Below are 13,958 nucleotides of genomic sequence, written 5' to 3'. Positions count from 1 at the left end.
GTTCTGACTGACTGGTTATTAGCATGCCGCGCCCTCTGGCGTCGGCTCGGATCGTGTCGGTATTGCTGGCCTGTCAATCAGCCGCCAAGGCGGCTGATGTCATTGAAAATGGCAAATGCCATAATGCCCAGAATCAGGGTCAGGCCAATCTGAAACCCCCAGATCTGTATCCGCTCGGGCACTGGCTTACCGCGTATCCATTCGGCAAAGTAATACACCAGATGCCCCCCATCCAGCACTGGAACAGGTAGCAGGTTCAGCACGCCCAGACTGATACTCAGGTAGGCGATAAAGCTGAGAAAGGTCTCAAGCCCTGACTTGGCCGAATCGCCCGCCACTTTAGCAATGGTTATCGGGCCACTCAAGTTTTTTGCCGAGACCAGGCCCGTGAACATCTTGCGAATCGAGTCCAGGGTCAGCACCGTCATGTCCCAGGTCTGGCGAACGGCGACCGGCACTGCAATCAACGGGTTATAACTTATGCTGCGAACCATGTGCTCGGGCCATTCAAAAGCGGCCACCCCGGCGCCGATAAAGCCTTGCAGCTCGCCGTTGACTTCACGCCCATCCGGCCTGAGCTGCAGGGACAGGCGGCGACCTTCTCGCTCAACGGCCATGACCAGCGGCTGATTGGCACTGGCCTGAATCGCCGGCACCACCTCCGAGACCCAGTCAGAGACTGATTCGCCATTGATCGCAACAATACGGTCACCCACCTGCAATCCGGCCTGTTCGGCTGCACCATCCTCGCTCAACTGACCAACAACCGGGGCTACCGCCGGCTGCCACGGGCTCAAACCGAGCTCGGCGATAGGATCGGGCTGATCCGCGCCACGCAACCAGTCATCCAGTTGCAGAATATAAGTCCGAGAGTCACTGGAGCTGTCAGGGCGGGCGCTGATTTCCAGTTCACCGGTTTCCCCGAGACGGCGCACCAGTTGCAGGTTGACTTCGTGCCAACTGCGCGTTGCCCGGCCATTGACATGGGTGATTTCCAGCCCCGACTGCAAGCCTGCGCGTGCGGCAGCACTGTCGTCGACGACGGGGCCAAGCACCGGCGCCAACGTCGTCACTCCGACGACGGCAACAATCCAGAATGCCACGATCGCCAGCAGAAAATTGGCCACCGGGCCGGCGGCAACGATGGCAATTCGCTGTTTGACGTCCTTGCGGTTGAACGCCTGATCGAGCTCTTCGTCAGCCACCTCGCCTTCGCGCTCGTCCAGCATCTTGACGTAACCACCCAGCGGTATGGCGGCGATCACGTACTCGGTGCCACGCTTGTCATGCCAACGGCACAGGGCAGAGCCAAAGCCGATGGAAAACCGCAATACCTTGACGCCACAACGCCGAGCCACCCAGAAGTGACCGTATTCGTGGATTGTGACCAGCAAACCGAGCGCTACTACAGTTGCCAGCAAGGTAAACAGCAGATCCATTCAGCCCCTCACAGGAAAGTCCGACCAGTTACCAGGCAGCACTCAAGCGTGCTGCGCCAACCAGTCGAAGGCACATTGCCGAGCTTGATGATCGGCATACATGATGTGTTCCAAATCTATGACCTGTGCACTCGGCAGGCAGTTCATTACCTGTTCAATGATAACAGGGATGTCGGTAAAACCAATGCGCTGTTGCAGAAAGGCCGCAACGGCTACTTCATTGGCTGCATTCAGCATGGCACAGGCGGTACCGCCGACTTCAGCGGCCTGACGCGCCAGGCTCAAACAGGGGAAACGCCGCACATCCGGCGATTCGAACTCCAGACGCCCGGTTGCCAACAGATCCAGCGCCGACACCCCGGAGTCGATCCGCTGCGGCCAGGCCAGCGCATGGGCAATTGGCGTGCGCATATCCGGATTACCCAATTGGGCCAGTACCGATCCGTCAACGTAATCTACCATTGAATGCACGACACTTTGCGGGTGCACGACCACTTCGACCTGGTCAGGTCGCGCAGCAAACAGCCAGCAGGCTTCAATCAATTCCAGCCCCTTGTTCATCAGGCTGGCCGAGTCGACGGAAATTTTTTGCCCCATTGACCAGTTGGGATGAGCACAAGCCTGCTCTGGGGTAACCCGGGACAACAGCTCGAGCGGCATTTCACGGAAAGGACCACCGGAAGCGGTCAACAGGATACGTCGCACCCCACTGCTCGACATCCCCTTGTGGTAATCCGCAGGCAGGCACTGGAAAATCGCGTTGTGCTCACTGTCAATCGGTAACAGCTCTGCACCCGAGTCGCGCACCGCATTCATGAACAAGGCTCCGGACATGACCAGCGCTTCCTTGTTCGCCAGGAGCACACGCTTGCCGGCACGTGCTGCCGCCAGCGTTGGCACCAGGCCTGCAGCCCCGACAATGGCAGCCATGACCACATCAACCCGCTCATCAGCGGCAACCGCGGCCAGGGCGTCATCACCATGCTGCACCCGGGTCGATATACCGGCATCACGCAAGCGCTCCTGCAAGGCCTGCGCCTGCCGGGCGTTGGCCACGACAGCGTAGACAGGGCGATGCGCCAGGCACTGTTCATACAGGGCCTCCATGCGACTGTGCCCGGTCAGGGCAAATACTGCGTAGGACTCGGCGTGGCGAGCAAGCACATCCAGCGTGCTGACACCAATCGAACCCGTTGCACCGAGCACCGTGACTTGCTTGCGCGTCACCCGAGTAGACTCCCGATCAGCCACCAGCCAAGGGCAAACACCGGAATCGCCGCCGTCAGACTGTCGATCCGATCCAGCACGCCACCGTGCCCGGGCAACAGGTTACTGCTGTCCTTGACACCTTGCTCACGCTTGAACAGGCTTTCGCTCAAGTCACCCAATACGGAAAACAGCACAACCAGCAAGGTGCCCAGCATGGCCAGTACAATTGCCTGCAGCTCCCAGCTCAGGGTCAACAGCAGCGCCAGAACCAGCAACTCCGTCAGCACCACCCCCCCCAGCAAACCCTCAAGTGTCTTGCCGGGACTGACTGCAGGCATCAGCTTGCGTTTGCCAAAACCCTTGCCGGCAAAGTAGGCACCGATATCGGCGGCCCAGACCATGACCACCAGCACCAGAATCAGCCGCAGCCCATGCGGCTGGCCATGCAACCAGACCAGGCCGTACCAGGCCGGCAGCAGCACCAGCAGACCATAGAGCTGACACAGCAGCTGCCCTTGCATCAAAGGCTTTGATGCCGGATAGCGAAGCACCAGGCCGGCTGCGAACAGCCACCAGGTCACTGCCGGCAGCATAAGCCAGGGCAAGGCCCAGCTATCCCGATACAGGCCGACCATCAGGATAGCCACCGCCACCGCATAGATTATTCTGCCTTTCTGGCCGCTCTCACCAGACAGCCGGGCCCACTCCCAGGCACCCAGAGTGACCACCAGACCAATGAACAGGGCAAACCAGAGACCCTGGAGAAAAACCACTCCAGCGACTGCGACGGGTGCGAGGATTACCCCGGTGATGATGCGTTGCTTGAGCATGCTGGGTCCTATGACTCGGCAGCGACCTGTTCGCTGGTTTTGCCGAAGCGGCGTTGCCGTGACGCGAAATCAGCCAACGCCGCCTGCATGGCATCCTGCTTGAAGTCGGGCCAGAAAAGATCGGAAAAATACAGCTCGGCGTAGGCCAACTGCCAGAGCATGAAATTGCTGACTCGACGCTCGCCACCCGTGCGTATGCACAGATCCGGCAACGGCCAGTCGGCCGTACTCAATGCGGATCCGACTCGCTGGGCATCGATTTGCCCGACAGCCAGGTTGCCCGTCGACACCTGCTCTGCCAGGCGCCTGCAGGCCTGAGCGATATCCCATTGACCGCCATAATTGGCAGCCACCACCAACGTCATGCGGTCACCCGCCGCGGTCTTGGCCTCGGCTTCCGCCATGGCCTGCTGCAAATCGGTCGTGAAACGCTGGCGCTCCCCAATGATCTGCAAACGGATGCCGTTTTCCTGCAGTTTGCGAACCTCCCGACGCAGTGCACTGAGAAACAACTCCATCAAGGCACTGACTTCTTCCTGGGGGCGGGCCCAGTTCTCACTGGAAAATGCAAACAGGGTAAGCACTTCTACCCCGGCATTGCCACAGACCTCAATCGCCGCACGCACCGAATCAACTCCCGCCTTGTGCCCGGCCACACCGGGCAACAGACGCTTGCGCGCCCAGCGATTGTTTCCATCCATAATAATGGCAACATGACGCGGCACCCCGCTCGGGCGCGCCCTGGTAGCAATAGCCTTCATAAACTCCCCGGGTAACTGATGTCAGACAGACATCAGGTCCGCTTCCTTGGTGACCAGCGCCTTATCGACTTCAGCGACATACTTGTCAGTCAGCTTCTGAATCTCGTCAGCGGCGCGGTGTTCTTCGTCTTCGCTGATTTCCTTTTCTTTTTGCAAGTCTTTCAGTGTACTCAAGGCATCACGACGGATATTGCGGATCGCCACGCGGGCATTTTCCGCTTCGCTTCGCGCCTGCTTGGTATAGCCTTTGCGGGTTTCTTCGGTCAGCGCCGGCATGGGCACGCGAATGGTTGTCCCTGCAGTCGCCGGATTGAGCCCCAGGTCCGAGGTCATGATGGCCTTTTCCACAGCCTGGATCATGCTTTTGTCGAACACGGTCAAGGCCAGTGTACGAGAGTCTTCGACATTGACATTGGCGACCTGGCGCAAGGGCGTGTCAGACCCGTAATAGGACACCATCACGCTGTCAAGGATGCTGGGGTGGGCGCGACCCGTGCGAATCTTGTTGAAGGCATGCTCCAGGGATTCAATGGATTTTTTCATGCGCTCCTGCGCGTCTTTCTTGATATCGTTGATCATTCTTGCTCAGCCCTCGATCAATGTGCCTTCGGCACTGCCGACCACTGCATTCAGCAGTGCACCGGGTTTATTCATGTTAAAGACCCGCAACGGCATCTGGTGGTCGCGGATCAGGCAAATGGCAGTCAGGTCCATGACTTCCAGCTTGAGGTCCAACACCTGGTCATAGCTCAGGCGATCAAAACGCACGGCATCCGGATCTTTCATCGGATCGGCATTATACACCCCATCTACCTTGGTCGCTTTCAGGACGACGTCGGCATCCACCTCAATCGCTCGCAGGCAGGCGGCCGTGTCAGTCGTGAAAAATGGGTTGCCCGTGCCCGCGGAAAATATTACCACGTCACCACCGCCCAGGTAGCGCAGAGCCTTGCGACGATCATAATGCTCGGTGACCCCTTCCATGGTGATGGCAGACATCACGCGAGTCTGTATGTTCGAGCGTTCCAGCGAGTCACGCATGGCCAGCGCATTCATTACCGTAGCCAACATACCCATATGATCACCGGTTACCCGGTCCATACCGGCCGAATGCAGCGCCGCACCACGAAACAGATTACCGCCACCGATCACCAGGCCAACCTGGACGCCGATACCCACCAACTGGCCGATTTCCAGTGACATCCGATCCAGTACTTTGGGATCAATCCCGAAGGCTTCGGTGCCCATCAGGGCCTCGCCGCTGAGTTTGAGCAAAATCCGTTTGTACTTGGGCTGACGACTGCTGGGTATCTGGGCCATTTGCGACTCTCTTATGAATGCGGAGTGATGGGAACAACCAACACCGTACAGGACAGCATAACCGATGCGATGTTCAATTTTTCAGCTTTATTACAAAAGAGGCTTTCCGCTTGCGCGAAAAGCCTCCCGTTCAACTTCAACCTGTCATGTCCTGACGTGCAGGCTCATGGAGTCTGGACACAGGCTGTTTACTTCTTGGCCGCAGCAACCTGAGCAGCTACTTCAGCTGCAAAGTCATCAGCCGCTTTCTCGATACCTTCACCCACTTCATAACGGACAAAGGAAACGATTTCAGCACCGGCTTTTTTCGCCAGCTCACCGACTTTGAGGCTATCGTCCTTGACGAAAGCCTGCTCAACCAGACTACCCTCGGCGAGGAACTTCTGAATCCGGCCGCTGACCATCTTCTCAACGATTTCCGGTGGCTTGCCCTTGATCTTGTCAGCATTCAACTGCATGAAGATTTCCTTTTCCTTGGCGACGGCATCTTCCGATACCTGGCTGGGGTCGAGGAATTGCGGATTGCTGGCAGCAACGTGCATGGCAATATCACGGGCCAACTCTTCGTCACCGCCTTTCAGGGTCACCAGGACACCGATGCGATGGCCATGCAGGTAAGCACCCACCACATCACCTTCAACGCGCGTCAGACGACGGATATTGACGTTTTCGCCGGTCTTGGCAACCAGGGCCTCGCGGGCTGGCTCTTGCGCCTCGATCAATGGCGCGGCGTCGGTGTACCCTGCCTCGAAAGCCTTATCCAGTGAAGCGGCGACGAAGCCTTTGAAATCGTCCTGCAGAGCGAGGAAGTCAGTCTGCGAGTTGACTTCGATGATCATGCCGGTTTTGCCATCAGCCGACACCTTGGCAGCGATGGCGCCTTCGGCGGCGATATTACCGGCTTTCTTGGCTGCCTTGATGGCGCCGGAAGCACGCATGTCATCAATTGCTTTCTCGATGTCACCCTCGGAAGCAACCAACGCTTTCTTGCACTCCATCATGCCCTGACCGGTGCGCTCGCGCAGTTCCTTGACCATTGCTGCAGTAACCTGTGCCATGAACATATCCTCTAAATAGCTTGATCTTGTCCACGCCCGACGCGTCAGGGCATGGCGGGGTAAAATTGTGCACTCAATACATTGCAAAAAGGGGGCATAGCCCCCTTTTTGTACCGGCAGTCACATGCCGATAACCACTCAGCCTTCCGAGGCTTCTGCAGCCGGGGCGCTTTCTTCGACGAACTCATCGCCGGCACCACCATTGTTCTTGCCACGCAACACCGCGTCAGCAACAGCAGCGGCATACAGGCGGATGGCGCGGATAGCGTCATCGTTACCCGGGATTACATAATCAATGCCATCCGGGCTGCTGTTGGTATCAACGATGCCAATAACCGGAATACCCAGCTTGTTGGCCTCGGTGATAGCGATGCGCTCGTGCTCGACATCGATAACGAACATGGCGTCGGGCAGACCGCCCATATCCTTGATACCGCCCAGACCACGATCCAGTTTTTCCAGATCACGGGTGCGCATCAGCGCTTCTTTCTTGGTCAGCTTGGTAAAGGTACCGTCCTGTGACTGCACTTCCAGGTCACGCAGACGCTTGATGGACTGGCGGATGGTCTTGTAGTTGGTCAGCATGCCGCCCAACCAGCGGTGATCAACATAGGGCATACCGGCACGAGTAGCTTCATCGGCAATGATCTTGCTGGCGGCACGCTTGGTGCCAACAAACAGGATCTTGTTTTTACCGGAAGCGACTTTCTCCACAAAGCCCAGGGCTTCGTGGAACATCGGCATGGTTTTTTCCAGGTTGATGATGTGAATCTTGTTGCGAGCACCGAAAATGAACTTGCCCATTTTCGGGTTCCAGTAACGGGTCTGGTGGCCGAAGTGCGCACCGGCCTTCAGCATGTCGCGCATGTTGACTTGAGTCATGTTAACTCCAAATTGTCTATCGGGTTGAGCCTCCACATATCCCGCTGTCCAACCCCGCAGGGCACCCAGGGCAACGTGTCGATATGTGTGCGGATTCAGTTTTCACCTGCGGCCGATTGCTCGACCTCTCACAGGCGCGGCGCTTTATACCATATTGCCGCAACAAATTAAAGCATATCCGGCCCCTGCTGTCCGCCCGCGGGTCGCTCGCAGTGCGGGTTCTCTGTTAGAATGATGCGCTTTGTCGGGCAGTGGCATGCAGCCACCCCAGGCCCGCACGATTTTATTGCTGTGCCCCGGTACAGCCCAGAAAAGAGGTGTCGACATGAGCGTGAGCATCAAGACTGCGGAAGATATTGCCGGCATGCGCGTAGCTGGCCGGCTGGCCGCCGAAGTGCTGGAGATGATCGGCGAGCATGTCAAGGCCGGCATCACGACGGAAGAACTGGATCGCATTTGTCATAATTATATTGTTGATGAACAAGGTGCTATTCCAGCACCGCTCAACTATGGCGGCGCTCCAGGCCGGATGCCCTTCCCCAAGTCAATTTGCACCTCACTGAATCACGTCGTCTGCCACGGCATACCCAATGACAAGCCGCTGAAGAACGGCGACATGCTGAATATCGACGTCACCGTCATCAAGGACGGCTACCACGGCGACACCAGCAAGATGTTCATGGTCGGCGAGGTACCCGAGTGGGCCCAGCGACTGGCCAAGGTGACGCAGGAATGCCTGTATAAAGGTATTTCTGTTGTGCGCCCCGGGGCGCGCCTGGGCGATATCGGCCAGATAATCCAGGACCACGCGCATGCCAACCGCTTCAGCGTTGTACGCGAATATTGCGGCCACGGCATCGGCAAGGTATTTCATGAAGATCCCCAGGTAGTGCACTACGGCCGCGCAGGCACCGGCATGGAATTGAAAGAAGGCATGACCTTCACCATTGAACCCATGATCAACCAGGGCCGTGCAGAGACGCGATTGCTGGGTGATGGCTGGACGGCCATTACCAAGGATCGCAAGCTGTCGGCCCAATGGGAGCACACCATCCTGGTGACCGCAGATGGCCACGAGATCCTGACCAAGCGCCAGGAAGAAACCTTTCAGTAAACCCAAGGGGCTGTTGCCGTGGATAACGAGTTGTTTGATCCCAGCCAGTTCCAGGCCGAACTGGCACTGAAAACCAGCCCCATCGCGGCATTCAAGAAAGCCATCCGCCAGGCTGACAACGTCTTGCAGGCCCGTTTCAACGGTGGCCGCGATATACGCAAGCTGATCCATGAGCGCGCCTGGTTTACCGACCACATTCTGCAGCAGGCCTGGCGTCAACTCAGCTGTGCCAATGACAGCGGCATCGCCCTGCTGGCTGTTGGGGGTTACGGCCGAGGCGAACTGCACCCGCATTCGGATATCGACTTGCTGATTCTGCTGCGCGATGAATCTGAGCCCTATCGTGACTGCATCGAACAGTTTCTCATGCTGCTGTGGGACATCGGCCTGGAAGTTGGGCAGAGTGTGCGCAATATCGCCGAGTGTGCCGAAGAGGCCCGCGCCGACATCACCGTGATCACCAACCTGATGGAATCGCGCACCCTGGTCGGCGATGAAGTCCTGCGCCAGCAAATGATTGCTGCCATCAGTCCCGAGCATATGTGGAGTGATGCCGAATTTTTCCGCGCCAAGCGCAGCGAGCAGCATGCACGCCATGGCAAGTTCAACGACACTGAATACAATCTGGAACCCAACGTCAAAAGCTCACCCGGGGGCCTGCGCGATATCCAGACCATTGCCTGGGTTGCGCTGCGGCATTTCGGTACCAGCGACCTGCGAGAACTGGTTGAGCGCGGCTTTCTCAACGAAGCCGAATACACACTGCTGGATGCTGGACAGAGCTTTCTCTGGCAGGTTCGTTTTGCCTTGCACACTCTGGCTGGCCGGGCAGAAGACCGCCTCCTGTTTGACCATCAGCGCAGCATTGCGAAGATGCTGGGCTTCGAAGACACTGACAGCAAGATGGCGCTGGAGCGCTTCATGCAGCGCTACTTCCGTGTCGTCATGTCACTCTCCGAGCTGAATGACCTGTTGATGCAACACTTCGAGGAAATGCTGTTGCGTGACTCGGAGCAGGCCGATATCCAGCCACTCAACAACCGCTTCCAGGTGCGCAACCACTATATTGAAGTGACCCATCCTCAGGTATTCCGGCGAACGCCCTTCGCTCTGCTGGAAATTTTCCTGCTGATGGCCCAGCACCCGGAAATTCGCGGGGTGCGTGCAGACACCATTCGCTTATTGCGCGACAACCGCCACCTGATTGACGATGCCTTCCGTGCCGATCTGCGCAATACCAGCCTGTTCGTCGAATTATTCCGTTGCCAGCAAGGCATTCACGCCAATCTGCGCCGCATGAACCGCTACGGTATTCTGGGCCGCTATTTGCCAGAGTTCGGCAAGATTGTTGGCCAGATGCAGCATGATCTCTTCCACATTTATACCGTGGATGCGCACACGCTGAACCTGATCAAGCACCTGCGCAAACTCGGCCGCCCGGATTATCAGGAGCGCTATCCGCTGGCATGGAAAATCTTCTGCCGCCTGCCCAAACCCGACCTGCTGTACATGGCCGGGCTCTATCACGATATCGCCAAAGGCCGGGGAGGAGACCACTCCGAACTGGGTGCCGTGGACGCACGTGAATTCAGCAAGCGCCACCATCTACCCGCCTGGGATACGCACTTGATCAGTTGGCTGGTGGAGAATCACCTGGTGATGTCGACGACTGCCCAACGCAAGGATATTTCCGACCCGCAAGTGATCCATGATTTTGCCCTGCATATGGGCAACCAGGTGCGCCTGGATTACCTCTATGTACTGACCATCGCCGACATCAACGCGACCAACCCGACCCTGTGGAACTCCTGGCGCGCTTCATTGCTTCGCCAGCTATATACCGAAACCAAGCGCGCCCTGCGCCGTGGTCTGGATAACCCACCGGATCGCGAAGAGCATGTTCGTCAGACGCAACAGGCGGCCCTGGATATTCTGGTGCGAAGTGGTATTGATGAGGATGATGCGGAAGAGCTCTGGGTGCAACTGGGCGAAGATTACTTCCTGCGCCACACCGCCAGCGACGTCGCCTGGCATACCGAAGCGATCATCCAGCATCCGGATCACCAGGGTCCCTTAGTGCTGATCAAGGAAACCGCGCAACGTGAATTCGAAGGCGCCACTCAGGTATTTATCTACACTCCGGACCAGCACGACCTGTTTGCTGCCACTGTAGCCGCCATGGATCAGCTCAATCTGAGCATTCAGGATGCGCGCATCATTACCTCGACCAGCCAGTTCAGCCTGGATACCTATATTGTGCTGGATGCCGATGGCAGCTCGATTGGCGACAACCCCGAACGTATCCGCCAGGTCAAACAGGGGTTGAGTGAAGCCCTGTCCGACCCGGATGATTACCCGAACATCATTCAACGCCGGGTACCGCGCCAGCTCAAGCACTTTGCCTTCCCACCCGAGGTCACCATATTCAACGACCCGGCCGGACAACACACCATTCTTGAGCTGAGCGCCCCCGACCGTCCCGGCCTGCTCGCCCGTATGGGTCGCATTTTCCTGGATTTCGACATCAGCATTCAGAATGCCAAGATCGTCACCCTCGGTGAACGCGTGGATGACGTCTTCGTGCTGACCGATGTCGATAACCAGGCGCTATCCGATCCGGAACTCTGCCAACGGCTGCAACAGACGATTATCGCCACCCTGAGTGACAGTCAGGCTGGCAGCAACACTGACGCCACGCAGGCCATCACTTTTTGAGACGCTATCCATGAACCATGATTTGCAGCGCCTGCAGCCCTATCCCTTTGAAAAGCTGCGCGCCCTGATTGCCGATATCACGCCCAATCCCGAACTGCGTCCGATTTCGCTGTCGATCGGAGAACCCAAGCATCCGTCACCGCCCTTTGTGCTCGAAGCACTGGCAAGCAATCTCGATCAGGCCGCCGTCTATCCGACCACCGCCGGCATCCCGGAGCTGCGTCAGAGCATCGCTGACTGGCTGACACAACGCTTCGCCCTGCCCGCCGACAGCCTGGATCCGGCGCAGCACATTATTCCGGTCAACGGTACGCGCGAAGCGCTGTTTTCCTTTACCCAGGCGCTGATCGAACGCGACTCGCAAGGCCTGGTAGTCAGCCCCAACCCCTTCTATCAGATCTATGAAGGGGCAGCCTTTCTGGCCGGGGTCGAACCGCATTACCTGGCCTGCGATGCCAGCAATGGCTTCATTCCCGATTTTGACCAGGTACCGGCGAGTATCTGGCAGCGCTGCCAACTGTTGTTTATCTGTACCCCGGGCAATCCCACCGGCGCGGTTATTCCGCAGGACACCTTGCAGCAGCTGATCCGGCTGGCCGATGACTATGATTTCGTCATCGCGTCGGACGAGTGCTACAGCGAAATCTATCGTCCGGGTCAACCCGCCCCGATTGGTCTGCTGCAGGCCTGTGCCGCCATGGGCCGGCATGACTACGCACGCTGCGTGGTGTTTCACAGCCTGTCCAAGCGCTCCAACCTGCCCGGCTTGCGCTCAGGCTTTGTCGCCGGTGACGCCACTCTGCTGAAACCCTACCTGCAATACCGCACCTATCATGGCTGTGCCATGCCAGTGCAGACTCAGCGCGCCAGCATTGCCGCCTGGCAGGACGAAAGTCATGTCGAGACCAACCGCGCGCTCTACCAGAGCAAGTTTGACGCCGTGCTGGACATTCTCGGCGACGTGATGGATGTGCAACGCCCGGATGCCGGCTTCTACCTCTGGCCGCAAACGCCGATGGATGACGACAGCTTCTGCCGTCGCCTGCTGGCAGAAGAAAACGTCGCCGTGGTACCCGGCCGCTACCTGTCCCGCGACCTGGATGGGTATAATCCGGGCGCCGGCCGTGTGCGTATGGCGCTGGTCGCACCGCTGGATGATTGCATCGAAGCAGCTCAGCGTATCCGCCGTCTTATCGGGAGGCTCTGAACATGATCACCCTGTATGGCATCAAGGCCTGCGATACGATGAAAAAGGCCCGTAGCTGGCTGGACGAAAAAGGGATCGATTACCGGTTTCATGACTACAAGCAGGCCGGCATCGACGCCGAGACGCTACGCGTCTGGTGTGACGAAAAGGGCTGGGAAACCCTGCTCAACAAACGTGGCACCACCTTCCGCAAACTGCCGGATGACGACAAGGACAACATCGACCAGGCCAAGGCCATCGCCCTGATGCAGGCCCAGCCATCGATGATCAAAAGACCGGTGCTGGATACCGGCTCCCAACGACTGGTTGGCTTCAAGCCCGAGTGGTATGCCGCCGTTTTTGACTAACTCAGAATTCAAGGAATACCCATGAGTGAATGTTTCAGCCTGGCCATTGGTGTCGGCACCCAGAACAACGCCGGAAACTGGCTTGAAGTCTACTATCCGCAACCGCTGTTGAACCCGGACGAAAAGCTGGTCAAGATCATCGCTGATCAGCTGAACTACAGTGGCGGCAATCAGGCCCTGGATCTCGCGGCCAGTCAGTGTGCCGCCCTGAGCCAGGCGCTCAAGACAGCCGGCTTTGCAGAGAGCGCTGAGCTGGTCGCGCAACTGGCTGACAGTCAGCGCCCGCTGGTTGTGACCGTACTGGCCACTGATGAAGCGCCGACCTCAACCCCAGAGGCCTACCTGAAGTTGCAGCTGCTGTCGCATCGCCTGGTCAAGCCGCATGGCGTGGTGCTGGCTGGCATCTTTCCCTTGCTGCCGAATATTGCCTGGACCAACCAGGGCGCCATCGATATCAACGAATTGCCCCAGCGTCAATTGAGCGCCCGTCTCAAGGGTGACGCTCTGGTGGTATACAGCGTCGACAAATTCCCCAAGCTGACCGATTACGTCGTGCCCAGCGGCGTGCGTATTGCCGATACCTCACGGGTACGTCTTGGTGCTTACGTCGGCGAAGGTACCACTGTCATGCACGAAGGCTTTATCAACTTCAATGCCGGCACTGACGGCACCAGCATGATCGAAGGGCGCATTTCGGCTGGCGTCTTCGTCGGCAAGGGCTCGGATCTGGGTGGTGGTTGCTCGACCATGGGCACCCTGTCCGGTGGCGGCAATATCGTGATTTCGGTCGGCGAAGGCTGCCTGATCGGTGCCAATGCCGGTATCGGCATCCCGCTGGGTGACCGTTGCACCGTAGAGGCGGGTCTGTACATCACCGCCGGCATCAAGATCGCCCTGCTCGATGACAGCGACAAACTGGTGGAAGTGGTCAAGGCCCGCGATCTGGCCAATCAGAGCGACCTGTTGTTCCGCCGTAACTCGCAGACCGGTGCCATAGAATGCAAAACCAACAAGAGCGCCATCCAGCTCAACGAAATGCTGCACGCGCATAACTGAGTGTGGTCGCTGGTTCCGCA

The 13,958-nt window shown here is 58.1% G+C and carries 13 protein-coding genes; 5 read left to right on the top strand and 8 right to left on the bottom strand.

Annotation, left to right across the window (positions count from 1 at the left end):
- Positions 1-77: 77 nt before the first annotated feature.
- The 8 genes from rseP to rpsB all read right to left on the bottom strand — a co-directional run bounded on the left by rseP (position 78) and on the right by rpsB (position 7,499).
- A complete protein-coding gene (gene rseP, locus BLU07_RS03010) occupies positions 78-1,439 on the bottom strand; it encodes a sigma E protease regulator RseP (protein WP_092384019.1) in 1,362 nt (453 codons plus the stop codon).
- Between the two features lie 42 nt (positions 1,440-1,481).
- Positions 1,482-2,666, bottom strand: a complete 1,185-nt coding sequence (ispC, locus tag BLU07_RS03005; RefSeq protein ID WP_092384017.1) for a 1-deoxy-D-xylulose-5-phosphate reductoisomerase — start codon at positions 2,664-2,666, stop codon at positions 1,482-1,484.
- Positions 2,663-3,478 (bottom strand): phosphatidate cytidylyltransferase, encoded by an 816-nt coding sequence (locus BLU07_RS03000; RefSeq protein ID WP_092384015.1) that lies wholly within the window; start codon positions 3,476-3,478, stop codon positions 2,663-2,665. The genes ispC and BLU07_RS03000 overlap by 4 nt, the downstream gene beginning before the upstream one ends.
- Before the next feature lie 8 nt (positions 3,479-3,486).
- On the bottom strand, positions 3,487-4,239 hold the full coding sequence (gene uppS, locus BLU07_RS02995) for a polyprenyl diphosphate synthase (protein ID WP_092384013.1): 753 nt from the start codon (positions 4,237-4,239) through the stop codon (positions 3,487-3,489).
- A gap of 21 nt (positions 4,240-4,260) precedes the next feature.
- A complete protein-coding gene (gene frr, locus BLU07_RS02990) occupies positions 4,261-4,818 on the bottom strand; it encodes a ribosome recycling factor (protein WP_092384011.1) in 558 nt (185 codons plus the stop codon).
- 6 nt (positions 4,819-4,824) lie between these two features.
- The gene (pyrH, locus tag BLU07_RS02985) at positions 4,825-5,559 is read right to left on the bottom strand and encodes a UMP kinase (protein ID WP_092384009.1); all 735 of its coding nucleotides are present in this window, start codon (positions 5,557-5,559) and stop codon (positions 4,825-4,827) included.
- A 188-nt stretch (positions 5,560-5,747) separates the two neighbouring features.
- Positions 5,748-6,617 (bottom strand): translation elongation factor Ts, encoded by an 870-nt coding sequence (gene tsf, locus BLU07_RS02980; RefSeq protein ID WP_092384007.1) that lies wholly within the window; start codon positions 6,615-6,617, stop codon positions 5,748-5,750.
- A gap of 138 nt (positions 6,618-6,755) precedes the next feature.
- A complete protein-coding gene (rpsB, locus tag BLU07_RS02975; RefSeq protein ID WP_092384005.1) occupies positions 6,756-7,499 on the bottom strand; it encodes a 30S ribosomal protein S2 in 744 nt (247 codons plus the stop codon).
- Between the two features lie 325 nt (positions 7,500-7,824).
- On the opposite strand from rpsB, the gene map reads away from it, so the two are divergent.
- From map to dapD, 5 genes are read left to right on the top strand one after another with little or no spacing between them, the layout of a single operon-like run.
- Positions 7,825-8,613: a type I methionyl aminopeptidase gene (gene map / locus BLU07_RS02970; RefSeq protein ID WP_092384003.1), complete on the top strand. Its 789-nt coding sequence runs from the start codon at positions 7,825-7,827 to the stop codon at positions 8,611-8,613.
- An 18-nt stretch (positions 8,614-8,631) separates the two neighbouring features.
- A complete protein-coding gene (locus BLU07_RS02965) occupies positions 8,632-11,328 on the top strand; it encodes a [protein-PII] uridylyltransferase (protein ID WP_092384001.1) in 2,697 nt (898 codons plus the stop codon).
- 10 nt (positions 11,329-11,338) lie between these two features.
- A complete protein-coding gene (gene dapC, locus BLU07_RS02960) occupies positions 11,339-12,535 on the top strand; it encodes a succinyldiaminopimelate transaminase (protein WP_092383999.1) in 1,197 nt (398 codons plus the stop codon).
- 2 nt (positions 12,536-12,537) lie between these two features.
- Positions 12,538-12,882 carry an ArsC family reductase gene (locus tag BLU07_RS02955; RefSeq protein ID WP_092383997.1) on the top strand — a complete coding sequence of 115 codons (345 nt, stop codon included), beginning with the start codon at positions 12,538-12,540 and terminating at the stop codon, positions 12,880-12,882.
- Between the two features lie 21 nt (positions 12,883-12,903).
- Positions 12,904-13,938, top strand: a complete 1,035-nt coding sequence (dapD, locus tag BLU07_RS02950; protein ID WP_092383995.1) for a 2,3,4,5-tetrahydropyridine-2,6-dicarboxylate N-succinyltransferase — start codon at positions 12,904-12,906, stop codon at positions 13,936-13,938.
- The last annotated feature ends 20 nt before the right edge of the window (positions 13,939-13,958 follow it).

The sequence above is a fragment of the Halopseudomonas salegens genome (assembly GCF_900105655.1).
GTDB classification, from domain to species: Bacteria; Pseudomonadota; Gammaproteobacteria; order Pseudomonadales; family Pseudomonadaceae; genus Halopseudomonas; species Halopseudomonas salegens.
This window is presented reverse-complemented; position numbering and strand designations above follow the sequence as displayed.